The organism is Pseudomonas sp. IT-P395 (assembly GCF_949767675.1).
Classification (GTDB): domain Bacteria; phylum Pseudomonadota; class Gammaproteobacteria; order Pseudomonadales; family Pseudomonadaceae; genus Aquipseudomonas.
In genome coordinates this window covers 292,032-315,246 of the sequence record NZ_CATKPW010000058.1, presented here as the reverse complement: position 1 = coordinate 315,246, position 23,215 = coordinate 292,032, and the positions used below count along the sequence as shown (strand labels likewise).

Here is a 23,215-nt window from a genome sequence, read left to right as displayed (position 1 = left end):
TCCGGGCGCAGCGTCTCCGGTTTGCTTCGCTGCACCTCCTCTCGCTGTGTTTGGCTGCGCCAAACGGTCGCTGCGCTCCCACGCCCGGATCAATCCCTCCACTCAGCCTTCCGACGTCGCCCGTGGATCAAGATCAAGATCAAAAGCAGGCGAGCTGACACTCGGCCTATTGAGTGGTGAAGAGCGTGGGGTGTTCGGCTTTTGATGTGTTTCAGAATCTGAGTTCAACTCGGTATTTCACGTCGGTGTAACTCGTCCAAACACCTCAGATCAGTCCCCTCTCCCTCTGGGAGAGGGCTAGGGTGAGGGGATTTTGATCTGTTTCAGAATCTGAGTACGACTCGGTGTTTCACGTCGGCGTAGCTCTCCCAAACACCTCGATCAGTCCCCTCTCCCACGGGAGAGGGCTAGGGTGAGGGGCTTTTGATTGTCCGTGGCAAATAATGGCGTCGACTCAAGTCGCCACATTCAAATACTTGCCCACCGACGCCGTTTTTTCCAGCGAGTACTGTTTGCTCAGATTGGCAATCATGCGGTTCAGCGCTTCAGTGGTGCTCTGGGTCGAAGCGGTCTGTTCTTCCTCCGGTCGTTCTCTCCCAGCCTGTAACGCCGCTTTCAGTTCATCACTGCTCACGCCGCCGCTGCTGTCGCTATCGAGCACCTTGAGCAGCGCGGCGCTGGTGTCGGTGCTGGTCGTTGCGGTGCTGTTGTTGCTGGTTTGCAATGCGCTGTTCAGTTCTGTCGCGGACACGCTGCCGTCGCCATCGGCGTCGAGTTGGCTGAACAGTTCGTCGCTGTTGATTTGTGGTGGCGGAGGCGGCGGTGGGGTCAGGCTGGCGGTGAGTTCGTCCTGGCTGACGGTGCCGTCCTTGTTCTTGTCCAGGGCGGAGAAGATTTCGTTGCTGTCGGCGCTGCTGCCGGCGCTGGTCAGGCCGCTGCTCAGTTCGTCGCTGCTGATGGCGCCGTCGCCATCGGTGTCGAGGGCGCTGATCAGGGCGTCGGCGAGATCGGTGTCCGGAGCTTGATCGTGTGGCGGTGGCGGAGGCGGCGCCATGGCGGTCATTTCTTCGGCGCTGAGGCTGCCGCTGGCGTCGCTGTCCAGATCACCGAACTGTTTGCTCAGGTTGACCAGCAGGCCGTCGTCGGACTTCTGCGACAGGGCGCTTTTCAGTTCGTCCTGATCCACCGCGCTGTCGCCGTTGCTGTCGAGTTTGGCGAACAGTTCTTTTTGCAGTTGCTGGCTGCGCGCGTTTTGCGTGGAGGTGCTGCTGGTGCTGGTATAGCTTGTGTAGTTGCTGACGCTACCGATCATCGGACTCACTCCCTGGAATGGCAAACCGGTGGGTGTACCGGCTCATGCAGCCTCAGGGCGCAAGTTGTCGGGGGTATGTGGGGTTTGTACCGGTGGGTACACACGGCAGAATGAACACCGCCGAACTCTGTGGGAGCGAGCTTGCTCGCGAAGAGGCCGGTACATTCAAAAGAGATGTTGGATCAGTTGACGCCTTCGCGAGCAGGCTCGCTCCCACATTGGATGGTGGTGTTTTCAGGGGCGCGGCAGGCGAATGATGGCGGTAAGGCCGCCGCCCGGGGTTTCTTCGAGATTGAGCTGCCCACCCAAACGCTGCGCTGCCTCGCGGGCAATGGTCATGCCCAGCCCCACACCGCCGGAGTTACGATTGCGCGAACCTTCCAGCCGATAAAACGGCTCGAACACCGCTTCACGTTTGTCCTCGGCAATCCCCGGGCCATGGTCGATCACGTGGATCAGCAGTTGCTCGCGTTGATCTTGTAACTCGATGCGCGCCTGGCCGGCATAACGCAGGGCGTTGTCCATGAGGTTGTTGATGCACGAACGCAGCGCCATCGGCTGCACCGGCAACGGCGCGCAGTGGCCGCTGACCTGCACGTCGGCGCCCTGGTCCTGAGCGTTTTCGCACAGCGATTCGACCAGCGCCTGCACATCCATCAACTGCAAGGCTTCGCTGGTGCGCTGTTCGTGCAGGTAGGTGAGGGTGGCGTCGAGCATGCCGATCATGTCGTCCAGGTCCTGACGCATCTGGCCTTGCAGCTTTTCATCGCTGATGTTTTCCAGGCGCAGTTTCAGGCGTGACAGCGGTGTGCGCAGATCGTGGGACACGGCGCCGAGCATTCGTGCGCGCTGCTGCACCTGTTCGCGAATGCGCCGCTGCATCAGGTTGAAGGTGTAGGCGGCTTGTCGTGCTTCCCGTGGGCCGGACTCGTCGAGTGGCGGGCTGTCGAGGTCTTCGCTGAGGCGTTCGGCGGCGTCGCTCAGGCGCTGGATCGGGCGACTGAGCAGTTTGGCGCCGTACCAGGCCGCGATCATCAGCGTGATGAACTGAAAGGTCAGCGGCACCACCGGGCCACCGAACCACGGACGGGGTGGCCGTGGCGGGTAGCGCGGGTCTTGCGCCATTGCTTGGCCGTTGGCGCCTTGGGAGAACTCCGGAGGCGGCGGAGGCGGAGGCGGGCCGTAGAGACGGAACCAGGTGAAAGCCAGCAGGTGCGCGAGGACGATCGCCACGAACAGCACGCCAAACAGGCGCCCGAACAGCGTGTCGAAGCGCGCCCGCATCAGCCGATGTCTCGCGCGTCGAACAGGTAACCCTCACCGCGCACGGTTTTGATCAACTGTGGGGCTTTCGGGTCATCGCCGAGTTTCTGCCGCAGGCGCGAGACCAGCAAATCAATGCTGCGGTCGAAGGCTTCGATCGAGCGACCCCGGGCTGCGTCGAGCAATTGCTCGCGGCTGAGCACTCGGCGCGGACGTTCGATAAACACCCACAGCAGGCGAAATTCGGCGTTGGACAGCGGCACCACCAGACCATCGTCGGCGATCAATTGGCGCAGGACGCTGTTCAGGCGCCAGTTGTCGAAACGAATGTTGGCGCGTTGTTCGGTGCGGTCGTCACGCACCCGGCGCAGAATGGTCTGGATGCGCGCGACCAGTTCGCGCGGTTCGAACGGTTTGGCCATGTAGTCGTCGGCGCCCAGTTCCAGGCCGATGATGCGGTCGGTCGGTTCGCAGCGAGCGGTGAGCATCAGGATCGGGATGTCCGATTCAGCGCGCAGCCAGCGGCACAGCGACAAGCCGTCTTCGCCGGGCAGCATCAGGTCCAGCACGACGACATCGAAATGCTCGGCCAGCAGCGCCTGACGCATCGCCGCACCGTCGGTGACGCCGCTGGCGTGGATGTTGAAGCGGGCGAGGTAATCGATCATCAGCTCGCGAATCGGCACGTCATCGTCGACGATCAGCGCGCGAATGCTCCAGCGCTTGTCGTCTTTAGGCTCATCCGTCGCGGTCATTTGGGTGTTGTGCATGAGGCTGTTCATCTGCCAGTAGGCCGCCAACCACAAAAGATGGGCTGCGAGGTGGTGGTTTCAGCATAGGCGTCCAGCCGCGAGGCGGGAAGTGCTGATGTAAGGACGTGTTGCGGCTGGCGAGGCTAGCGCGGATGCTTGTTGCTGGCGTGTCGGCTGTGTATCGGAGTCGACACAATAGCAGCGAGCGCTATGCTGATCACGGTTGGTGCGACGATTTACCGATCATCGGGTGCCGCGCCGCTGCCGGTTCCGCTACAATGCGCGCCGATTTCGACCTGCCTGAGAGCCCATTCATGTCCGCCTGCCAGACTCCTATCATCGTCGCCCTGGATTTCCCTACCCGTGACGCCGCACTGAAGCTGGCCGACCAGTTGGACCCGAAACTGTGCCGGGTCAAAGTGGGCAAGGAACTGTTCACCAGTTGCGCCGCCGAAATTGTCGGCACCCTGCGTGACAAGGGTTTTGAAGTATTCCTCGACCTGAAATTCCATGACATTCCCAACACCACCGCGATGGCCGTGAAAGCCGCCGCCGAGATGGGCGTGTGGATGGTCAACGTGCATTGCTCCGGTGGTATGCGCATGATGGCCGCTTGCCGTGAAGAGCTGGACAAGCGCAGCGGCCCGCAGCCGTTGCTGATCGGCGTGACCGTGCTGACCAGCATGGAGCGTGAAGACCTGGCCGGTATCGGTCTGGATATCGAACCGCAGGAACAAGTGCTGCGTCTGGCTGCACTGGCCGAGAAGGCTGGCATGGACGGTCTGGTGTGCTCGGCGCTGGAAGCCACGGCACTGAAAACCGCGCATCCGTCGCTGCAACTGGTGACCCCGGGGATTCGTCCGGCGGGCAGCGCGCAGGACGATCAGCGCCGCATTCTGACCCCGCGTCAGGCGCTGGATGCCGGTTCCGATTATCTGGTGATTGGCCGTCCGATCAGCCAGGCGGCGGATCCGGCCAAGGCGTTGGCTTCGGTTGTAGCCGAAATCGCCTGATCAGACACCGCGAAACCCTGTAGGAGTGAGCCTGCTCGCGATAGCGGTGTGTCAAACAACGTTAATGTTGACTGACACACCGCTATCGCGAGCAGGCTCACTCCTACCTTTGTTTTGTGGTGGGCTTAAACCTTCAACACCAACTTGCCGAAGTTCTCGCCGCTGAACAATTTCATCAGCGTCTCCGGGAACGTCTCCAGGCCTTCGACGATATCTTCCTTGCTCTTGAGCTGCCCCTTGGCCATCCAGCCGGCCATTTCCTGCGCGGCGCTGGCGTATTGCGCGGCATAGTCCATCACCACAAAACCTTCCATCCGCGCGCGATTGACCAGCAGCGACAGGTAGTTGGCCGGGCCTTTGACCGCTTCCTTGTTGTTGTACTGACTGATCGCGCCGCAGATCACTACGCGCGCCTTCATGTTCAAACGGCTCAACACCGCATCGAGGATGTCGCCGCCAACGTTATCGAAATAGACGTCGACGCCTTTCGGGCATTCGCGTTTAAGCCCGGCTACAACGTCTTCGGACTTGTAGTCGATGGCGCCGTCGAAGCCCAGTTCATCAATGAGGAATTTGCACTTGTCGGCACCGCCGGCAATGCCAACCACTCGGCAACCTTTGATCTTGGCGATCTGCCCGGCAATGCTGCCCACTGCGCCCGCCGCACCGGACAGCACAACGGTGTCGCCGGCCTTCGGTGCACCGACATCCAGCAGGGCGAAATAGGCGGTCATGCCAGTCATGCCCAGTGCCGACAGATACACCGGCAGCGGTGCCAGTTTCGGATCGACTTTGTAGAAACCTCTTGGCTCACCGAGGAAATAATCCTGCACGCCAATGGCGCCGTTGACGTAGTCCCCGACGGCGAATCCCGGATTGTTCGAAGCAACGACTTTGCCTACACCCAACGCGCGCATGACTTCGCCGATACCGACCGGCGGGATGTAGGACTTGCCTTCGTTCATCCAGCCACGCATGGCCGGGTCGAGGGACAGGTATTCGTTCTTGACCAGAATCTGCCCCGCCGCCGGTTCACCCACCGGGACTTCCTGATAGGTGAAGGTCTCGCGGGTTGCCGCGCCCACCGGGCGTTTGGCGAGCAGGAACTGGCGATTGGTCTGGTTGGTCATGACAGGCACTCGAACGGAATGAAGCTTTGTTGATAGACCTTCGCCGGCATTGGCGCAAGGTTGGCTGATGCGGCGAATGCACGCCGATCCAGTGCAGTGATGATCACCGGGTTGGTTTTATCACTGCAACGCATGGGCACATAAACAGCCATTGGATAGTGCTGACGCTCGGCAGACCTCAATGGCTATGCTGCCATTCCACACATCCCCTGCATCCATCCCTTCGAGGACATAACAATGAGCATGACGTTTTCCGGTCAGGTTGCCGTAGTCACCGGCGCCGCCAACGGCATCGGCCGTGCAACCGCGCAGGCGTTCGCTGCCGAAGGCCTGAAAGTGGTGGTCGCCGACCTGGACGCGGCAGGGGGCGAGGGCACCGTTGCGCTGATTCGTACCGCTGGCGGCGAAGCGACCTTCGTGCGTAGCAACGTGACCGTCGAAAGCGAAGTGAAGAATCTGATGGACGAGGTGATCAATACCTACGGTCGTCTGGACTACGCCTTCAATAATGCCGGTATCGAAATCGAAAAAGGCAAACTCGCTGAAGGCTCGATGGATGAGTTCGACGCAATCATGGGCGTCAACGTCAAAGGCGTTTGGCTGTGCATGAAGTATCAACTGCCATTGTTGCTGGCGCAGGGCGGCGGGGCGATCGTCAATACTGCCTCGGTGGCGGGACTGGGCGCGGCGCCGAAGATGAGCATCTACGCGGCGTCCAAGCATGCGGTGATTGGCTTGACCAAATCGGCAGCCATTGAGTACGCGAAAAAGAAAATCCGCGTCAACGCTGTGTGTCCGGCGGTGATCGATACCGACATGTTTCGCCGCGCTTATGAGGCTGATCCGAAGAAGGGCGAATTCGCCAACGCGATGCACCCGGTCGGTCGCATCGGCAAGGTCGAGGAAATTGCCAGCGCTGTGTTGTACCTGTGCAGCGACGGTGCCGCCTTCACCACGGGCCACTCTCTGGCAGTGGATGGCGGCGTCACCGCTTTCTGAATAAAGCGCCAGAAAAAACAGCCCGCATTCATTGCGGGCTTTTTTGTGGGTCACGGTCAGTTCCGTGAAGTCCCTTAAACAATGTGTATCAAACGGTTAGAACGGTCGCTTTTGGCGGCGTTGTCGCACAGCCTGTCCGGCGCGGCTGTGATTTACTGCCGCCAGCAAAACGGACAGGAGTTTGCTTGCTCATGGAATTGAGAATTGATCGACAGGCAATGGTGCCGGTCGTGCAGCAGATTGTTGACGGACTGACCGAGTGGATCCTGCAAAATGGCGTACCGCCGGCCACTCGTTTGCCCTCCGTGAGGCAAATCGCCCGGGGTAATCTGCTCAGCCAGTCGTGTGTGGTCGAGGCCTGTGAGCGTCTGGTATCGCAGGGCGTTCTAAGCACCTGCCAAGGCACCGGATTCATCGTCGCCGCCTCGCCGTCGACACTGGGCGCAGAGGATGAACTGGCGCTGTTCGGGGGGCGGTATGCCTGGTGCGATGCAGTGTGCGAGACGGCCGGTGGCTTGAAGCTGGGGGCAGGGGGGCTGCCGCAAAGCTGGCGCGAGCCTGACGACCTCAGCTATGCGCTGCGCGAGGTGGCGCGCACCGATATGGCCAGTCTGTTCAACTACAGCACACCCTTTGGGCTTCCAGCGTTGCGCGAGCAGATCGTCAAGCGCCTGAAGCTGCTCAATATCGAGGCCCGCAGTGCGCAGTTGCTGAGTACCTGCGGTGCCAGCCATGCGCTGGATCTGATCGTGCGTACCTTGTTCAAGTCAGGAGACTGCGTGGTGGTCGAAACGCCCGGTTACGCGCCGCTGTTTGATCTGCTGCGTCTGCATGGCGTGCACATGCTTGAGGTGCGTCGTACCCCGAACGGGCCGGATATCGAAGCGCTCGAGGCTGTGCTGCAACAGTTTCGCCCCGGCGCATTGTTCATCAACAGCCATCATCACAACCCTACCGGTACTTGCCTGTCGCCGAGCGTTGCGCAACGCATCCTGCAACTGAGCAAGACCTACGATCTGCGCGTGATTGAAGACGACGTCTATGCGGACTTGCACACGGACAACGGCACACGACTGGCGGCGCAGGACCATGAGGGGCGCGTCATTTACGTGGGCAGCTTTTCCAAGACACTGAGCAGCTCGTTGCGGGTCGGGTTCGTCTTCGCCGACAGCGAAATCGTCAGGCGGCTGGCGCAGGTCAAGATGATCAGTGGTTTGGGGGTGTCGAGGTTTTCCGAAGCGGTGCTGGCCAGTCTGATGGTCAGTGGCGCTTACCGCAAACTGGTGCAGCGTCAGCGTCAACGTTTGAATGCCGATCGCGCCGCCGCGCTGCAGGCGTTGGAGGACGCTGATTGGGAGGTGTTCGGCAAACCTGCGGGTGGGCTTTTCATTTGGGCGCGCTCGCGCATGACCGATCAGGTTCGAGTGCGTCGTCATGCTCAACGCTGCGGCGTGCTGCTGTCAGCGCCTGACGCGTTCAGTCCCAGTGGTGAGTCGGGCGACTGGCTGCGCATCAACGTTACCTATGCATGCGATCCACGCGCTCGGCAGTTTTTCCGCCACACCGGTTCGGATCGACCTCAAGTGTTCTGAAAACGACGCGGGCGTAGCTTTTTGCCATTATTCCGACGCCAGAGACTTGTGTCGGTGGATGGCCGTTGCGACTCTTCGCTCTACTGACAATGGCAGGGGACTACGCGCAATGATTTCGGCCATGCAAGGACGTTTTGCCAACCTCGGTATGGCGAAAAAACTGGGTATCGGGTTTGTGCTGGTTTTGCTCCTGACTGCGCTGGTGGCGGCCATTGGCGTCTGGTCCCTGCAAACCATCAGTCAGCGTTTCGACGGGCTGAAACAGATGTCCTCTCTCAACAGTGGCCTGCTCAACGTGCGCCTGCTCGAGCAGGAATACGCTTTGCGAGGCAATCCGAAGACCGCCGATGCGCTGCGTAAGGGCGTCGACGAACTGGTCGTTCTGGCTGATCAGCTCAAGACGCAGTCGGCAGCGAATGTGCCAGTCATGAATGATGTGCAGCAGTCGCTGGGAGCCTATCGAAAGGCGTTCGATGAATTTGTGTCGTTGACTCAGGCCAAGGACCTGGCACTGGAAATGGCCAGTTGGTCGGTGTCCAGTGTGGCCAACAACCTCGACGTATTGCAGGCCGGGCTTGCCGACGACGGTGCATATACCTTGAAGGACACCGAGGGCAAGGACGGCGCGCAATTCATCGAGCAGGCCAGTCAGGTCAGTCAGGTCTCCCGGCTGATGCTGCAAGCGATGAACGAAGCGCGGATTCGTCTGGATCAAAGCCGCAAGGGTGATGCCGACGGTGCCGGCAAGGGCAATATCGAACAGGCCGCACAGGCCCAGGCCCAGGCCGAAGAACTGAAAACCACGGTCAAGGACGAAGGCTATCTGACCGTGCTCAACGAAGTCTCCGGGCATATCGCCGGTTTCAACGACAAGCTCGCCGAATACACCGGATTGCTCGCGCAGGAAAAAACCGTCTACGAGCAATTGCACCAGCGTGCCGACCAAGTGGTCGAGCGGGTCAACCAGGCGTATGTCGCTGAAGACGGTGCGATGCAGGCGGAACTGAAGAAAAATTCGCTGCTGATCATTGGTTCATCGGCGCTGGCGTTGTTGGTCGGCTTGTTCGCGGCGTGGTTGATCACCCGACTGATTGTCGCGCCATTGCGCAGCGTGATCCAGGTCGCGCAACAGATTGCCGCCGGCGACTTGAGTGCGACCGTGCAAGTGACCCGACGTGACGAGATCGGCCAGTTGATGCTGGCGATGCAACAGATGGGCGCGGGGTTGAGTACGATTGTCAGCGGCCTGCAGGCAGGGATCGAACAATTGGCCAGTTCGGCGCAATCGTTGTCGGCGGTCACCGAGCAGACCAACCTTGAGGTCAGTAGCCAGAAGGAAGAAACCGAGCAGGTCGCCACGGCGATGAACCAGATGACCGCCACCGTGCATGACGTTGCACGCAATGCCGAAGAGGCGGCGGTGGCCGCGCAAACGGCGGATGACAAGGTCGAAAGCGGGCAGCAAGTGGTGCGCCAGAGCATGGCGCGCATCGAGCAATTGGCTGATTCGGCGACGTCGGCCAGTTCCAGCATCGAAAGCCTGAGTGCGGAAATCCAGAATATCGGCACGGTGCTGGAGGTGATCAAGAGTGTCGCCGAACAGACCAATCTATTGGCGTTGAATGCCGCGATCGAGGCGGCGCGGGCCGGGGAGCAGGGCAGGGGCTTTGCGGTGGTGGCCGATGAGGTGCGTGCTTTGGCTCGGCGCACGCAGCAATCGACCGAGGAAATCGAGCGACTGGTGAGTGCATTGCGCTCGGCGGCGCATTCGTCGGTGCAGCAGATTCAGAGCAGCGGGGAGTTGGTGAAGCTGGCGGTGAGTGATGCTTTGCAGACCGAGAGTGCGCTGGGGAGTATTGCGGCGGCGGTGTCGTTGATTCAGCAGATGAATCAGCAGATTGCGGCGGCGGCCGAGGAGCAGAGTTCGGTGGCGGAGGAGATCAATCGCAGTGTGACGAGTATTCGTGCGAGTGCGGATCAGTCGTCGATCGCGATGCGCGGGAATGCGGCTTCGAGTGTTGAGCTGGCGCAGTTGGGGAGTGAGTTGCGCGGGATGGTTGGGCATTTTCGGCTTTGACGCTTTGGGCTTGGCGGCCTTTGGGCCGACCAGGCTCTTGGGGTTTTGGGGGGATATCCGTTGCTGCGGGTGTTGCTGATTAGGGTTCCGCCCTTACGGCGGGTCACTTTTGGCAAACGCCCCAAAAGTAACCAAAAGGTCTGCGCCCTGACGTTCGGCCCGCTCGCTGGGGCTCGGGGTTCCTTCGTTCCGGGATCGATCCGGGGGCATCGCCTACGGTTTGCTTCGCTGCACCTCCTCTCGATGTGTTCGACTTCGTCGAACGGTCGCTGCGCTCCCACCCCCGGATCAATCCCTCCACTCAGCCTGCCGACGGGCTTTAAGATCAAGAGCTGCAGCCGAGCTAACGCTCATCCTGTTGAGTGGTGAGAAGCGACGCGGTGCGAGGTGGGCGCTGTTTTGCTTTTCTGTAGGAGTGAGCCTGCTCGCGATCGCGGTCTGGCAGCCAACCCATTTCTGCCGGATGTACTCAAACCCTGTGGGAGCTGGCTTGCCAGCGATGGCGGTCTGACAGCCGGCCAATCTCTGTCAGATGTACTCAATCCCATTGTAGGAGTGAGCCTGCTCGCGATCGCGGTCTTGCAGCCAACTCATCTCTGCCGGATGTACTCAAACCCTGTGGGAGCTGGCTTGCCAGCGATGGCGGCCTGACAGCCGGCCAATCTCTGTCAGATGTACTCAATCCCATTGTAGGAGTGAGCCTGCTCGCGATCGCGGTCTTGCAGCCAACTCATCTCTGCCGGATGTACTTAAATCCTGTGGGAGCTGGCTTGCCAGCGATCGCGGTCTGGCAGCCAACCCATTTCTGCCGGATGTACTCAAACCCTGTGGGAGCTGGCTTGCCAGCGATGGCGGCCTGACAGCTGGCCAATCTCTGTCAGATGTACTCAATCCCATTGTAGGAGTGAGCCTGCTCGCGATCGCGGTCTTGCAGCCAACTCATCTCTGCCGGATGTACTTAAATCCTGTGGGAGCTGGCTTGCCAGCGATGGCGGCCTGACAGCGAGCCAATCTCTGTCAGATGTACTCAATCCCATTGTAGGAGTGAGCCTGCTCGCGATCGCGGTCTGGCAGCCAACCCATTTCTGCCGGATTTACTCAAACCCTGTGGGAGCTGGCTTGCCAGCGATGGCGGCCTGACAGCCGGCCAATCTCTGTCTGAATGCACGCAGTTCAAACTGTAGGAGTGAGCCTGCTCGCGATCGCGGTCTGGCAGCCAACCCATTTCTGCCGGATGTACTCAAACCCTGTGGGAGCTGGCTTGCCGGCGATGGCGGCCTCACAGCCGACCAATCTCTGTCTGAATGCACGCAGTTCAAACTGTGGGAGCGAGCCTGCTCGCGAAAGTGTTCTCACATTCACCGGTTTTCTTTCGGATTCACTCCCGCGAGCCCACAAAAAAAGCCACCTCTCGGTGGCTTCTCTTTCAACCTCTGCAATCAGTCGTAAATCACTTTCTTTTTCCAGTCGGCATCGGCCTCTACATCTTTTAGGCCGGCGGTCAGTTGGTTCTCCTCACCTTCAACCGGTGCAATTTTGTCCATGACCTGGGCGTTGGCGCGGGCCAGCAGTTTTTCCAGATATTGCAGTTGTTCTGCATACACCTGTGGGTCCTGCTGTTTGCGCAGGTATTGCACGCCGCGTTCGAAGGCGAGGCGGGCCTGGCCGGGCTGGTTTTGTTGCAGGGACTGTTGGCCGAGGTTGTTGAAGAATTCGATGTGCAGCAGCACCAGTATGTGGCGGACCTCGCGGATCCAGTGTTTGGCTTCGTTCGGTGGCAGGAAGCCGTCGTGGGCGGCGCGGGTGATCTGGCCGTGGAGGGCTTCGAGCAGGAAGCGCACGTCTTTGGCTTTGGCTTCGGTCAGGATCGGCGCCGGAGGGTTGTTGACCGGGATCGATTCGCCTTGGGCGACCAATGCGCTCAGTTCGGTGATGCGCGCTTTGGTGGTGGCGCTGGTTTTTTCCAGGTTCAGCAGGCGCTGGCAGACATTCAGCTCCAGGCGGGTCAGCAGCAGCTTGAGGGCCGGGGTCATGAACTGGCCCGGAAAGGTCTCGGTCAGTTCGCCGCAGCGGCGCAGGCGGTCGTTCAGTTCGACCTTGGTACGGGCTTTCTCCAGTTTGTTGTTTTCCACCACATGGTTCATGTAGCCAATGGCGATCAGAATTGCGATCCCGGCTATGACTAGCAGGGTGATCATGAGTGGTGTCACCGGTAAGACCTCTTTATAGGGTTCGCATGCGAGTGTAGTGGCTGGGCATTTAGCCGCCTAGCGCCGCTCGACGAGTTGGATCGGCAGGTTCAATCTGTATCGGCCGCACGCTGCTTATATGAATGCTGGCGATGCATGTGCAGATTGCCATCACTGTGCGGTGGACTATAACGTCTTGGCGAGTGGCGGAATATAGGCGTCAATCGTCGGGCGACGGAAAAGCCCGGTTGCCGCCGTAAAGCAGGTCGAAGTCATTGATTTAAATAAATTTATATCAAGGGGTTGACGACCTCTCAATCCATCCATAGAATGCGCGCCACTTGCAGCGTAAAGCACACAGCGAAGCGCGGCAGGGAGTGAATGTTGTAGCGTGTCCCCTTCGTCTAGTGGCCTAGGACACCGCCCTTTCACGGCGGTAACAGGGGTTCGAGTCCCCTAGGGGACGCCAATGCGGGAATAGCTCAGTTGGTAGAGCACGACCTTGCCAAGGTCGGGGTCGCGAGTTCGAGTCTCGTTTCCCGCTCCAATTTTAAACAGCAGTGCTTTCGGGCGGTGCTGAGTGAAACCAGAACCAAGTCTTCGGACAAGGATCTGGACACCGAAACACACACCATGTGTTCCGGGTAGCGTGTCCCCTTCGTCTAGTGGCCTAGGACACCGCCCTTTCACGGCGGTAACAGGGGTTCGAGTCCCCTAGGGGACGCCATTTGCGGGAATAGCTCAGTTGGTAGAGCACGACCTTGCCAAGGTCGGGGTCGCGAGTTCGAGTCTCGTTTCCCGCTCCAAATTCTAAAGACGCCGCTCAGTGAGCGGCGTTTTTATTAGTGAAAGTTGTAGCCTGTGTCCCCTTCGTCTAGTGGCCTAGGACACCGCCCTTTCACGGCGGTAACAGGGGTTCGAGTCCCCTAGGGGACGCCATTGCGGGAATAGCTCAGTTGGTAGAGCACGACCTTGCCAAGGTCGGGGTCGCGAGTTCGAGTCTCGTTTCCCGCTCCATATTCACAAAAACGCCGCTCAACTGAGTGGCGTTTTTGTATGCGCACGATTTGTAGTTGAGTCATCAGTCATGAAAAAGGCCCGCCGAAGCGATTCGGCGGGCCTTTTGCGTTATGCGTCGGCTTACCAGGACAGCATCAGGCGACCGGCAAACAGAATCAGCACCACGCCCATCGTGCGTTCAAACCAATGGCCCATGCGCATGAATAGCAAGCGAACCCGATTGCTTGAGAAAAACAGCGCGACCACAACAAACCACAGCGCATTCACAAAGCACATCCACAGCCCGTAAAAGGCCTGGATCTGCAGGGGCGTGCTGGCGCTGATGATCGTGGTGAAGATGGCCAGGAAAAACAGCGTGGCCTTGGGGTTGGTCGCATTGGTCAGAAAACCGGTGCTGAAGGCCTTGAACAACGTCTGTTCAACCACCGGCTCCTCGCTGGTCTTTTCACCTTCAAGGGACGATTTCGGTTTGCTGCGCAACAGGCTGACACCCAGATACAGGATATAAGCCCCGCCAATCACTTTGGCCACGGTCAGCAACCACGGTGTGGTGTGCATCAGCGCCCCGACTCCCAGCAGCGTGTACAGCACGTGCACGGAAATCCCCGCGCCGATCCCCAGCGCCGTACAGATTCCCACCAGTCGGCCGAAGCGTACGCTCTGGCGAATAGTGACTGCGAAGTCCGGGCCGGGAGCAACCACGGCCAGAAAGTGAATGGTAGCCAGCGCCAAAAACTCGCCCAGATAATTCGAATACATCTCAGCTCCAGTAGGTCAGGGGTGAAGCATTGCCGCGATAGCCGACAAAAAAGGAAAGACTCAAGCGCGGGTCTGCCACGCCCGGGGTCACCGAGTGCATGCGACGCGAATTGAACATGATGAAATCGCCGGGTTGCGGTCTCACTTCGAGGGCCGGCGGGCCGAGCAGCGCCGGTTCGATGCCATAGCTGTCACCCCGCATTTCGTCGAATTGATCGGGGCTGATGTCGTCGTCCCACATCTGCAACGCGCCGCCTTCGGTCGGCATGTTCAGGTAGACGTTGCAGGCAAACTGCGCCTCAAGGCTGCGGGCCTGGAAACTGTCCGGGGCGTCCTTGGCGAAGATGTCGTGGTGGGCGAGGAAGCACACCCCCGGTTTCACCACTCGCGAAAGGCCGACATACATTTTCCGGCCGTAGAGGTTTTCCAGGTGTGCGCCGGCTGGCCAGGATTCGTCGAGCATGCAGCGCAAGGTGTCGATCGGTGAAGAGTAGGGCGCGCAGCGATTGCGCAGTTCGGCGATGTTGCTGGTGGCGCGTTCGAAGTAGTCCTCAATCAGCAACGGTTGATTTTCCGCCTCATAAAAGGCCATGCCGATGCGGCCGATACTCGGTGCGTTGATGTAACCCTCAAAGCCTGGAGCGAGAATCTTGTCGCCAATCTGAATGGCCAGCGGCTCAGGCAAAAAGCCTTTGACGCGGATGGCGAGGACTTCTTCGTTGGCCAGTTTTTTTATGCACGTCTCATCGAGACGCTCGACGTCTAGCATCATTTTTTTAGGTCCATCTATCGATAGTCAACGGAACCTGCGAATGCGGTTCCCCGGCGTCGGACGTTGCGTGAGGCCGCGTCCGAAATGCTCAATCCACGCTGTAGTGGACGGACAACGTGCCTTTCTTCTGCGAAAGGGACGCGATCGTGACAGTGCCCAGATCCTTCAGGCTACGTACATGGGTGCCGCCACAGCCATAGGCGGGCAGTTCACCGAAACCGATTTCTCGCGCACCTTCGCGCAGCGAGGTCAGGCGCGGCAGATCGTGCTCGATCCACTGGGCGATTCCGTGTTGAACGGTCTCTGCATCGACTTCCTGCGCACCATCGCCGGGTTTGAATTGCACTCGACCTTCGTCCGGCCAGTGGTGTGCCTTGATCGGCATCCAGCCCAACGCCTGAACGAAATGCCCGATCAAGTGGCCGGCTGAATGCATGCGTGTATTGAAGTTTCGGCGCTGTTCGTCGATGCGGATACAGGTCATGCCGAGCGCCACCGGGCGATCGACAAAATGGATGATCCGGTCCGGCTCCTGTACCACGCGCAGCACCTGGCTTTCACCGATCCAGCCGGTATCACAGGGCTGGCCGCCGCCCTGCGGGTGAAACAGCGTGGCGCGTAATACCACGGCGAATTCGTGCTCTTGGGGCGTGCAGTCGAGGACTTCCACATTGGCCTTGAGGTCATCACTATGGAAAAAGAGGCGAAGCGTCATATTCCATGCCCTTATTAAAGTTTCTTTTTTTATTATATGAATCGTGCAATAACGTGATAATCCGTTCAAACATCAAAGGACTTGTGCGCTGTGAGCATCAATCTGCCGCTACCGCTGCTCGGTGAAATGGCGATTTTCGTCAAGGTCGTGGAGACCGGCAGCTTCTCTGAGGCCGCTCGGCAGCTGGGGTCATCGCCGTCAGCGGTGAGCCGCAGTATCTCGCGCCTGGAAAAAGCCTTGGCCACGCGGCTGCTGCAGCGCACCACGCGCAAGCTGCGTTTGAGTGATGGCGGCGAGGAGGTATTCAAGCGCTGTCAGGAAATGGTCAGCGCAGCCAAATCGGTCATGGAGATCAGTGGCCAGTTCACCCATGAAGCCGAAGGACTGGTGCGGGTCAGCGTGCCGAAAGCTGTGGGGCGCTTTGTGATTCATCCGCACATGCCCGAGTTTCTGCGGCGTTATCCCAAGGTCGATGTCGAGCTGTTGCTTGAGGATCGCCAGGTCGATTTGATCGACGACCATGTCGATCTGGCGATTCGCATCACCGATCGACCACCGGCCGGATTGGTCGGGCGGCAATTGCTGACCATTGACCACTTGCTCTGTGCCACGCCGCAATACTTGGCCGAACACGGCACACCGACTCACCCGCATGATTTGCTCAATCACAGTTGTATCTATCTGGGCGAAACCCCGAGCGATGCGCGCTGGAAATTCAAGAAAGGCAGCAAAGCGGTAACGGTGGGTGTGCGCGGTCGCTATGCCGCCAATCACACCGGTGTGCGATTGGGCGCAGTGTTGCAGCACATCGGCATCGGCAGTCTGCCGTATTTCACTGCCCGCTATGCGCTGGAGCAAAAATTGGTGGTCCAGGTGCTGCCGGATTGGACCTTCCTTGCGTCCTATCACGGCGGATTGTGGTTGCTGCACTCGCCGACGCGTTATCTACCACCCAAATTGCGGGTGTTTATCGACTATCTGGTGGAATGCCTGCAGAAAGAACCGACCTTGAGCAAGCCGGGCAAATCAGTGGGGGAGAGCAACGCCGCGATGGCCTATGAATTGCCCGAAAGCGAAGGGTTGTTGTAACGCAAAAACAAAAGATCGCAGCCTGCGGCAGAGCCTACAGAGGATTGCGTGTATCCGTTATGACGGGCGTACACAGTCAATGTAGGAGCTGCCGAAGGCGGCGATCTTTTGACCTTCAACCAAACAGTTAAATCAGTGCTTGCTGTCCTGAGCGGACATTGCCAGCAGCTGTTTTTCCTGATTCCAGTCGAACGGTTCATCGTTCTGTTCGGCTTCGTAACGGCGTTCTTCCAGTGCCTGATACATGTCGATCTCTTCATCGGCCAGGTAGTGCAGGCAATCACCGGCGAAGAACCACAGCAGATCGCGCGGGATCAGGTGGGCGATTTGCGGGTAACGGGTAATCACTTGAGTCAGGATGTCCTGTCCCAGGTACTGGCTTTCGATCGGATCGATCGGCAGCGATGCCAGCAGTTCGTCGAAACGCTCCAGGAACAGGGCATGGCTTTCTTCGGGAACCTGTTCGGCCTCACCTACGGCGACCAGGATACTGCGCAGGTGGTCGAGCAAAACAAGATGATCGGCAACGACGTTGGACACGAGATAAGTCCTCAAGAGCAAAACGGGCGCGGGAGTATAAAGCTCCTGCGCCCTGTTGGACATGTTTGTCAGGATCAGCGGACTTTGCCCTCTGCCAGCGCCAGCTCCTCTTTGTCGAAATCATCGACGTCGATCACCTTGCGTCGCGCCGCTTCGGCATCGCGCAGACTCTGCGCTTCCACTGGTTGCAATACTCCAGCTTCAAGCGCGGCATCGATGGCGTGTTCACCTGCGACCGGTTTGACCTGACCGCTTTTCAGCGAGGTGTGCAGTTTTTTGTGCAACGGCTGCGCAGCATTCAGCAGATCGCTGGCGTGTTGCAGCGCGCCGACGGCATCGTCTGCCGACTGTGGGCGATAGCAACCGGCAAGCAGTTCTTCCAGCGCCGGATCGCCCTTGGCGCGACCAATGACCCCAGCCACTTCGGCACCGAGTTTGTCCGACGGGCCTTTGTGACGACGACCGAACGGAAACACGATGACTCGCAGCAGACCGCCGAACACCTTGTTCGGGAAGTTGCGCAACAACTCATCCAGCGCCCGTTCCGATTGGCCGAGGCTTTCTTCCATCGCCCAACGGAACAGCGGTTCCATATAGGCCGGCGAATCCAGATCGTGGTAACGCTTAAGCGCAGCCGAGGCCAGATACAAGTTGCTCAATACATCACCCAAACGTGCCGACAGACGCTCACGACGCTTCAGTTCGCCGCCGAGCAGCATCATGCTGAAGTCGGCGAGCATGGCAAATGCCGCTGCCTGGCGATTGAGTGCGCGGAAGTAACCCTGACTGATCTTGTCGCCCGGCGCATGTTCGAAGTGGCCGAAACCGAGGTTCAGCACCAGCGTGCTGGCCGCGTTGCTTACGGCGAAACCGATGTGTTTGAGCAGCAGGCCATCGAACTCTTTCAACGCCTGATCCTTGTCTTCGCGGCCGGCCAGAGCCATCTCCTTCAGTACAAACGGATGGCAGCGAATCGCGCCTTGACCGAAGATCATCAGGTTGCGCGAAAGGATGTTTGCGCCCTCCACGGTGATGAAGATCGGCGCACCGTTCCAGCTGCGCCCGAGGTAGTTGTTCGGCCCCATGATGATCGCCTTGCCGCCGTGCACATCCATCGCATGGCTGATGCACTCGCGGCCGCGTTCGGTGAGGTGGTACTTGAGGATCGCCGACAGCACCGAAGGTTTTTCGCCCAGGTCCACCGCGTTGGCGGTAAGCATGCGTGCCGCGTCCATCATCCACGCGTTGCCGCCGATGCGCGCCATGGCCTCCTGAATACCTTCGAACGCGGACAACGGCACGTTGAACTGCTCGCGAATCTGCGCGTACTGACCCGTGACCAGACTGGTGAATTTGGCTGCGCCGGTCCCGACTGCCGGCAAAGAGATCGAACGGCCGACCGACAGGCAGTTCATTAGCATCATCCAGCCCTTGCCGAGCATTTCCTGACCGCCGATGAGGAAGTCCAGCGGGATAAACACGTCCTTGCCGGAGTTCGGGCCGTTCATGAATGCCGCGCCCAGCGGCAGGTGACGACGTCCGATTTCCACGCCGGCGGTATCGGTCGGGATCAGCGCAAGGCTGATGCCGAGGTCTTCTTTGTCGCCCAGCAGATGTTCCGGGTCATAGGCCTTGAAGGCCAGGCCGAGGAGGGTAGCGACCGGGCCGAGGGTGATATAGCGTTTCTCCCAGTTCAGGCGCAGGCCGATGACTTCCTGACCTTCCCACTGACCTTTGCAGATGATCCCGGTGTCGGGCATCGCGCCGGCATCGGAACCCGCGAGCGGGCCGGTGAGGGCAAAGCACGGAATGTCATCGCCCCGGGCCAGACGCGGCAGGTAGTGATTGCGTTGTTCGTCGGTGCCGTAATGCAGCAGCAGTTCGGCCGGGCCTAGTGAGTTCGGCACCATGACAGTGGAGGCGAGGTCACCGCTGCGGGTGGCCAGTTTCATCGCCACTTGCGAGTGCGCGTATGCAGAGAAGCCTTTGCCGCCGAATTCTTTCGGAATGATCAGGGCAAAAAAGCCGTGTTCCTTGATGTGCGTCCAGGCTTCGGCCGGTAGGTCCATCGACTGGCCGATCTGCCAGTCAGTGACCATCGCGCAAAGCTCTTCGGTCGGGCCGTCGATGAACGCCTGTTCTTCTTCGCTCAATTGCGCCTTGGGATAGGCCAGCAGCTTGTCCCAGTCCGGGCGGCCGCTGAACAGCTCGCCGTCCCACCACACGGTGCCGGCGTCGATCGCGTCGCGTTCGGTCTGCGACATCGGCGGCAGGGTTTTCTGGAACCAACTGAACAGCGGCGCAGTGAAATGTTTGCGGCGCAGGTCAGGCAGCAGCAGCGGTGCGGCGACCACCGCCAGCAAGATCCACAACACCGCCAATAACCAGCCCGGCGCATGACTGAAAATGCCCATCGCCAGCAGGTAGACGGCAACGATGCCCAACGCAGGCAGAGGGGAAATACGCCGGTGGGCGAGATACGCCACGCCAACGATCAAAACCAGTATCCACAACAACAGCATATTCAGTCCTCCGTGAACCAAGGCAAATCGACCCTCCAGAGCTTAGACGGCATCTGTAAAAGCGGGTGGTCAGACCAAGGTGATTGAAATCGTGGGAAACCCCGGATGGTGTTCGTAGGTTCGGTGGGCAACACCTGTGGGAAATCGTTCGCTGATCCCGCGTCTTTGCGTGCAAGTTTGGCCGAAACGTCGTTATCTCTGTGCTGAAGGTATCGCTAGACTCGGGGCTCACCCAGGAGATTGTCGTCATGCACGAGTATCTGAGTCCCGGCCGCTTCATCGATAGTGACCACCCGGCGGTGGTGGAGTTCGCCGAACTGCATCGGGGCATCAGTCGCGATCCGCTCGAGCAGGCGATCAGTCTTTATTACGCCGTGCGTGAGGCGGTGCGCTACAACCCCTACACCTTCAGTCGCGATCCGCAGACCTTGTGCGGCAGTTATGCGCTGGCGACGGGGGAGAGTTATTGCGTGCCCAAAGCCACGCTGCTGGCGGGCTGCGCGCGGCATTGCGGGATCCCGGCGCGCATCGGTCTGGCCGATGTGAAAAATCACCTGTCGACCCCGCGTCTGCTCGAGTTGCTGAAAAGCGATATGTTCGCCATGCACGGCTATACCGAGTTCTTTCTCAATGATCGCTGGATCAAGGCAACACCGGCGTTCAACCAGAAGCTCTGCGAGTTGTTCAATGTCGCGCCGCTTGAGTTCGACGGCATCAACGACAGCGTTTTCCATCCGTTCAACCGTGACGGTGCGCAGTTGATGGAGTATCTGGTCGACCACGGGCAATTTTCCGATGTGCCGGAAACGTTCTTCTTCGAGCATCTGCAAAAGTGTTATCCGCATCTGTTTACTGATCAGCAACCACAGTTGCTGGGCGATATGCAGAGTGATTTGAGCCGTACCTGATCCGGCGTATGCTGCCTGCCCACTCATTTGAAAAGAGGCGGTCATGCTGAAGATCTGGGGACGGAAAAACTCATCGAATGTCAGGAAGCCATTGTGGGCCGCCGAGGAGCTCGGCCTGGCCTACGAAGCGATTGATGCCGGCGGCGCATTCGGCGTGGTCGACACACCCGAGTATCGGGCGATGAACCCGAACGGGCGGGTGCCGGTGATCGAGGACGACGGTTTTGTGTTGTGGGAGTCCAACGCCATCGTCCGCTATCTGCTGGCCAGACATGCGCCCGACAGCCATTGGTATTCGGCCGATCCGCAAGCTCGCGCCATCGCCGACAAATGGATGGACTGGACCACTTCGAGTTTTGCCGGCCCGTTCCGCACGGTTTTCTGGGGCGTGTTGCGCACCCCGGCAGATAAGCAGGACTGGACGGCAATCAACGCCGCGATCAAGGAATGTAACGAGTTGCTGAGCATGGCCGACAGTGCCTTGGCCAGTCAGCCATATCTTTCCGGCAATGACATCGGCATGGGCGATATCCCGTTGGGCAGTTTCATTTATGCCTGGTTCGAGATGCCCATCGAACGCGCCCCGCAACCCCATCTCCAAGCCTGGTACGAGCGCCTGAAGCAGCGTTCGGCCTACCAGAAAGCGGTTATGACCGCGTTGACTTAATACCTACTATCGACACACTTGACTGTACTTGTACGGCGGCGGCAAGCACCATTGCGCACTTGCGCTGCGGTTCGATCCTTCGCCGCCGTCTCCTTTTTCCCTTCAATGGTGCGTAAATCAGATATGAGTTCCGCTCTGTCCATCCGGCAGCTAACCAAAACCTACGGCAACGGGTTCCAGGCCTTGAGTGGTATCGATCTGGACGTCGCCGAAGGTGACTTTTTCGCCTTGCTCGGCCCCAACGGTGCCGGCAAATCCACGACCATCGGCATTCTCTCGACACTGGTGAACAAGACCAGCGGCACGGTGAATATCTTCGGTCATGACCTGGACAAAAATCCTGCGCAGCTCAAGCGCTCGATCGGCGTCGTGCCCCAGGAATTCAACTTCAACCAGTTTGAAAAGACCTTCGATATCGTCGTGACCCAGGCCGGTTACTACGGCATTCCGGCGAAGATCGCCAAGGAACGCGCCGAGCAGTATTTGACCCAACTGGGCTTGTGGGACAAGCGCGATGTGCCGTCGCGTTCGCTGTCGGGCGGTATGAAGCGGCGCTTGATGATTGCCCGCGCACTGGTGCATGAACCGCGTCTGCTGATCCTCGATGAACCGACCGCAGGTGTTGATATCGAGCTGCGCCGTTCGATGTGGACGTTCCTCACCGAACTGAACCAGAAAGGCATCACCATCATCCTCACCACGCACTATCTGGAGGAGGCCGAGCAGTTGTGCCGCAACATCGGCATCATCGACCACGGCACCATCGTCGAGAACACCAGCATGAAACAATTGCTGGGCCAGTTGCACGTGGAAACCTTCCTGCTGGACCTGAAAAACGACTTGAACGCTGCGCCGCAATTGCTCGGCTACCCCGCCCGATTGCTCGACAGCCATACCCTTGAAGTCCAGGTCGACAAGTCCATGGGCATCACGGCGTTGTTCACCCAGTTGGCGCAGCAGAACATCGAAGTATTGAGCCTGCGTAACAAAACCAATCGCCTCGAGGAGCTGTTCGTGTCCCTGGTCGAGAAAAATCTGTCGAAGGTGGCGGTATGAGTTCCGAATTCCGTCCCAACCTCGTCGCCCTGCAGACCATTGTTTACCGCGAGGTCAAACGCTTCACGCGGATCTGGCCGCAAACGCTGCTGCCGCCGGCGATCACCATGGTTCTGTACTTCGTGATTTTCGGCAATCTGATCGGTCGCCAGATCGGTGACATGGGCGGCTTCACTTACATGGAGTACATCGTGCCGGGGCTGATCATGATGTCGGTGATCACCAACTCTTACGGCAACGTGGTCTCGAGTTTCTTCGGCAGCAAGTTCCAGCGCTCCATCGAAGAATTGATGGTCTCGCCGGTATCGCCGCACACGATTCTGATCGGCTTCACCATTGGCGGCGTGTTGCGTGGCTTGATGGTGGGTGTGATCGTGACGATTCTGTCGCTGTTCTTCACCCATTTGCAGGTGCATCACCTCGGCGTGACCATCCTCGTGGTGGTACTGACGGCGACGATCTTCTCGCTGCTGGGCTTCATCAACGCAGTGTTTGCGCGCAACTTCGATGATATTTCGATCATCCCGACCTTTGTGCTGACGCCGCTGACGTACCTGGGTGGGGTGTTCTACTCGATCACGCTGCTGCCGCCGTTCTGGCAGACCGTGTCGCTGGCCAACCCGGTGCTGCACATGGTCAACGCTTTCCGTTACGGCATTCTGGGTGTGTCGGATATCCGCATCGGCATCGCGATCACCTTTATGCTGGTGGCGACGGTGGTGTTGTATCTCGGTTGTGCGCGGTTGCTGGTGAGTGGGCGCGGGATGCGTACCTGACTCCAGACCGAGTCGTGGCCATCGCGAGCAGGCTCACTCCTACAGGGGAACGAATTCCAATGTA

20 protein-coding genes, 6 tRNA genes and 1 pseudogene are annotated in these 23,215 nt (G+C 59.3%); 16 read left to right on the top strand and 11 right to left on the bottom strand.

The genetic code is table 11. The annotated features are described in order from the left end of the window. Positions 1 to 454 precede the first annotated feature (454 nt). The 3 genes from xopAW to ACM6IN_RS25185 all read right to left on the bottom strand — a co-directional run bounded on the left by xopAW (position 455) and on the right by ACM6IN_RS25185 (position 3,357). The gene (xopAW, locus tag ACM6IN_RS25195; protein WP_414916879.1) at positions 455 to 1,312 is read right to left on the bottom strand and encodes a XopAW family type III secretion system calcium-binding effector; all 858 of its coding nucleotides are present in this window, start codon (positions 1,310 to 1,312) and stop codon (positions 455 to 457) included. 234 nt (positions 1,313 to 1,546) lie between these two features. Continuing rightward, positions 1,547 to 2,596: a sensor histidine kinase gene (locus ACM6IN_RS25190; RefSeq protein ID WP_095112864.1), complete on the bottom strand. Its 1,050-nt coding sequence runs from the start codon at positions 2,594 to 2,596 to the stop codon at positions 1,547 to 1,549. After that, on the bottom strand, positions 2,596 to 3,357 hold the full coding sequence (locus ACM6IN_RS25185; RefSeq protein ID WP_007917450.1) for a response regulator: 762 nt from the start codon (positions 3,355 to 3,357) through the stop codon (positions 2,596 to 2,598). Before ACM6IN_RS25185 ends, ACM6IN_RS25190 begins: the two co-directional genes overlap by 1 nt. Positions 3,358 to 3,641: 284 nt before the next feature. Here ACM6IN_RS25185 and pyrF point away from each other — a divergent pair, with 284 nt between their 5' ends. Further along, complete coding sequence (gene pyrF, locus ACM6IN_RS25180) at positions 3,642 to 4,340, top strand: orotidine-5'-phosphate decarboxylase (RefSeq protein ID WP_161986598.1); 699 nt, start codon at positions 3,642 to 3,644, stop codon at positions 4,338 to 4,340. Between the two features lie 125 nt (positions 4,341 to 4,465). Here pyrF and ACM6IN_RS25175 read toward each other — a convergent pair whose 3' ends face one another. Together ACM6IN_RS25175 and ACM6IN_RS25170 are read right to left on the bottom strand one after the other, a co-directional pair. Beyond that, positions 4,466 to 5,470: an NADP-dependent oxidoreductase gene (locus tag ACM6IN_RS25175; RefSeq protein WP_277758849.1), complete on the bottom strand. Its 1,005-nt coding sequence runs from the start codon at positions 5,468 to 5,470 to the stop codon at positions 4,466 to 4,468. Next, positions 5,467 to 5,604, bottom strand: coding sequence for a hypothetical protein (locus ACM6IN_RS25170; RefSeq protein WP_157279740.1), 138 nt, complete (start codon positions 5,602 to 5,604; stop codon positions 5,467 to 5,469). The genes ACM6IN_RS25175 and ACM6IN_RS25170 overlap by 4 nt, the downstream gene beginning before the upstream one ends. A 103-nt stretch (positions 5,605 to 5,707) precedes the next feature. Between ACM6IN_RS25170 and ACM6IN_RS25165 the strand changes: the two genes are divergently transcribed. The 4 genes and pseudogenes from ACM6IN_RS25165 to ACM6IN_RS25150 all read left to right on the top strand — a co-directional run bounded on the left by ACM6IN_RS25165 (position 5,708) and on the right by ACM6IN_RS25150 (position 10,138). Further along, positions 5,708 to 6,469: an SDR family oxidoreductase gene (locus ACM6IN_RS25165; protein ID WP_414916878.1), complete on the top strand. Its 762-nt coding sequence runs from the start codon at positions 5,708 to 5,710 to the stop codon at positions 6,467 to 6,469. A gap of 191 nt (positions 6,470 to 6,660) precedes the next feature. Further along, positions 6,661 to 8,061, top strand: coding sequence for a PLP-dependent aminotransferase family protein (locus ACM6IN_RS25160; protein WP_123376405.1), 1,401 nt, complete (start codon positions 6,661 to 6,663; stop codon positions 8,059 to 8,061). Next, a pseudogene (locus ACM6IN_RS25155) lies at positions 7,994 to 9,277 on the top strand (HAMP domain-containing protein); the annotation flags it as partial. The gene ACM6IN_RS25160 and the pseudogene ACM6IN_RS25155, both read left to right, overlap by 68 nt. Next, entirely contained in the window at positions 9,257 to 10,138 is an 882-nt protein-coding gene (locus tag ACM6IN_RS25150) for a methyl-accepting chemotaxis protein (protein ID WP_414916883.1), read from the top strand. The pseudogene ACM6IN_RS25155 and the gene ACM6IN_RS25150, both read left to right, overlap by 21 nt. 1,439 nt (positions 10,139 to 11,577) lie before the next feature. On the opposite strand, the gene ACM6IN_RS25145 is transcribed toward ACM6IN_RS25150, so the two are convergent. Beyond that, positions 11,578 to 12,336 carry a hypothetical protein gene (locus tag ACM6IN_RS25145; protein ID WP_042705064.1) on the bottom strand — a complete coding sequence of 253 codons (759 nt, stop codon included), beginning with the start codon at positions 12,334 to 12,336 and terminating at the stop codon, positions 11,578 to 11,580. Positions 12,337 to 12,720: 384 nt separating this feature from the next. Between ACM6IN_RS25145 and ACM6IN_RS25140 the strand changes: the two genes are divergently transcribed. The 6 genes from ACM6IN_RS25140 (at position 12,721) to ACM6IN_RS25115 (ending at position 13,344) form a co-directional block, all read left to right on the top strand. Then, positions 12,721 to 12,796 (top strand) — tRNA-Glu (locus tag ACM6IN_RS25140). Positions 12,797 to 12,798: 2 nt separating this feature from the next. Continuing rightward, a tRNA-Gly gene (locus tag ACM6IN_RS25135) sits at positions 12,799 to 12,874 on the top strand. A gap of 104 nt (positions 12,875 to 12,978) precedes the next feature. After that, positions 12,979 to 13,054, top strand: a tRNA-Glu gene (locus ACM6IN_RS25130). A 3-nt stretch (positions 13,055 to 13,057) separates the two neighbouring features. Further along, positions 13,058 to 13,133 (top strand) — tRNA-Gly (locus tag ACM6IN_RS25125). Positions 13,134 to 13,190: 57 nt separating this feature from the next. Further along, positions 13,191 to 13,266, top strand: a tRNA-Glu gene (locus tag ACM6IN_RS25120). Positions 13,267 to 13,268: 2 nt separating this feature from the next. Next, positions 13,269 to 13,344 (top strand) — tRNA-Gly (locus ACM6IN_RS25115). Between the two features lie 123 nt (positions 13,345 to 13,467). On the opposite strand, the gene ACM6IN_RS25110 is transcribed toward ACM6IN_RS25115, so the two are convergent. The 3 genes from ACM6IN_RS25110 to ACM6IN_RS25100 form a co-directional block, all read right to left on the bottom strand. Next, positions 13,468 to 14,106, bottom strand: a complete 639-nt coding sequence (locus tag ACM6IN_RS25110) for a LysE family translocator (RefSeq protein WP_095112868.1) — start codon at positions 14,104 to 14,106, stop codon at positions 13,468 to 13,470. A 1-nt stretch (position 14,107) separates the two neighbouring features. Continuing rightward, positions 14,108 to 14,878 carry a 2OG-Fe(II) oxygenase gene (locus ACM6IN_RS25105; RefSeq protein WP_007908184.1) on the bottom strand — a complete coding sequence of 257 codons (771 nt, stop codon included), beginning with the start codon at positions 14,876 to 14,878 and terminating at the stop codon, positions 14,108 to 14,110. Positions 14,879 to 14,966: 88 nt separating this feature from the next. Beyond that, positions 14,967 to 15,593, bottom strand: coding sequence for a hypothetical protein (locus ACM6IN_RS25100; protein WP_007908185.1), 627 nt, complete (start codon positions 15,591 to 15,593; stop codon positions 14,967 to 14,969). Between the two features lie 90 nt (positions 15,594 to 15,683). On the opposite strand from ACM6IN_RS25100, the gene ACM6IN_RS25095 reads away from it, so the two are divergent. Further along, a complete protein-coding gene (locus ACM6IN_RS25095; RefSeq protein WP_134178203.1) occupies positions 15,684 to 16,682 on the top strand; it encodes a LysR family transcriptional regulator in 999 nt (332 codons plus the stop codon). A 132-nt stretch (positions 16,683 to 16,814) separates the two neighbouring features. On the opposite strand, the gene ACM6IN_RS25090 is transcribed toward ACM6IN_RS25095, so the two are convergent. After that, positions 16,815 to 17,222, bottom strand: coding sequence for a PA2817 family protein (locus ACM6IN_RS25090; protein ID WP_007908190.1), 408 nt, complete (start codon positions 17,220 to 17,222; stop codon positions 16,815 to 16,817). 74 nt (positions 17,223 to 17,296) lie between these two features. Beyond that, entirely contained in the window at positions 17,297 to 19,744 is a 2,448-nt protein-coding gene (locus ACM6IN_RS25085; RefSeq protein WP_123375458.1) for an acyl-CoA dehydrogenase, read from the bottom strand. A gap of 248 nt (positions 19,745 to 19,992) precedes the next feature. Here ACM6IN_RS25085 and ACM6IN_RS25080 point away from each other — a divergent pair, with 248 nt between their 5' ends. The 4 genes from ACM6IN_RS25080 (at position 19,993) to ACM6IN_RS25065 (ending at position 23,151) form a co-directional block, all read left to right on the top strand. Next, entirely contained in the window at positions 19,993 to 20,652 is a 660-nt protein-coding gene (locus ACM6IN_RS25080) for a transglutaminase-like domain-containing protein (protein WP_007908193.1), read from the top strand. Positions 20,653 to 20,695: 43 nt separating this feature from the next. Next, the gene (locus ACM6IN_RS25075) at positions 20,696 to 21,319 is read left to right on the top strand and encodes a glutathione S-transferase family protein (protein WP_123375460.1); all 624 of its coding nucleotides are present in this window, start codon (positions 20,696 to 20,698) and stop codon (positions 21,317 to 21,319) included. A gap of 123 nt (positions 21,320 to 21,442) precedes the next feature. Continuing rightward, complete coding sequence (locus ACM6IN_RS25070) at positions 21,443 to 22,375, top strand: ABC transporter ATP-binding protein (protein WP_007949873.1); 933 nt, start codon at positions 21,443 to 21,445, stop codon at positions 22,373 to 22,375. After that, positions 22,372 to 23,151 carry an ABC transporter permease gene (locus tag ACM6IN_RS25065; protein WP_007908200.1) on the top strand — a complete coding sequence of 260 codons (780 nt, stop codon included), beginning with the start codon at positions 22,372 to 22,374 and terminating at the stop codon, positions 23,149 to 23,151. Before ACM6IN_RS25070 ends, ACM6IN_RS25065 begins: the two co-directional genes overlap by 4 nt. Positions 23,152 to 23,215: the final 64 nt, after the last annotated feature.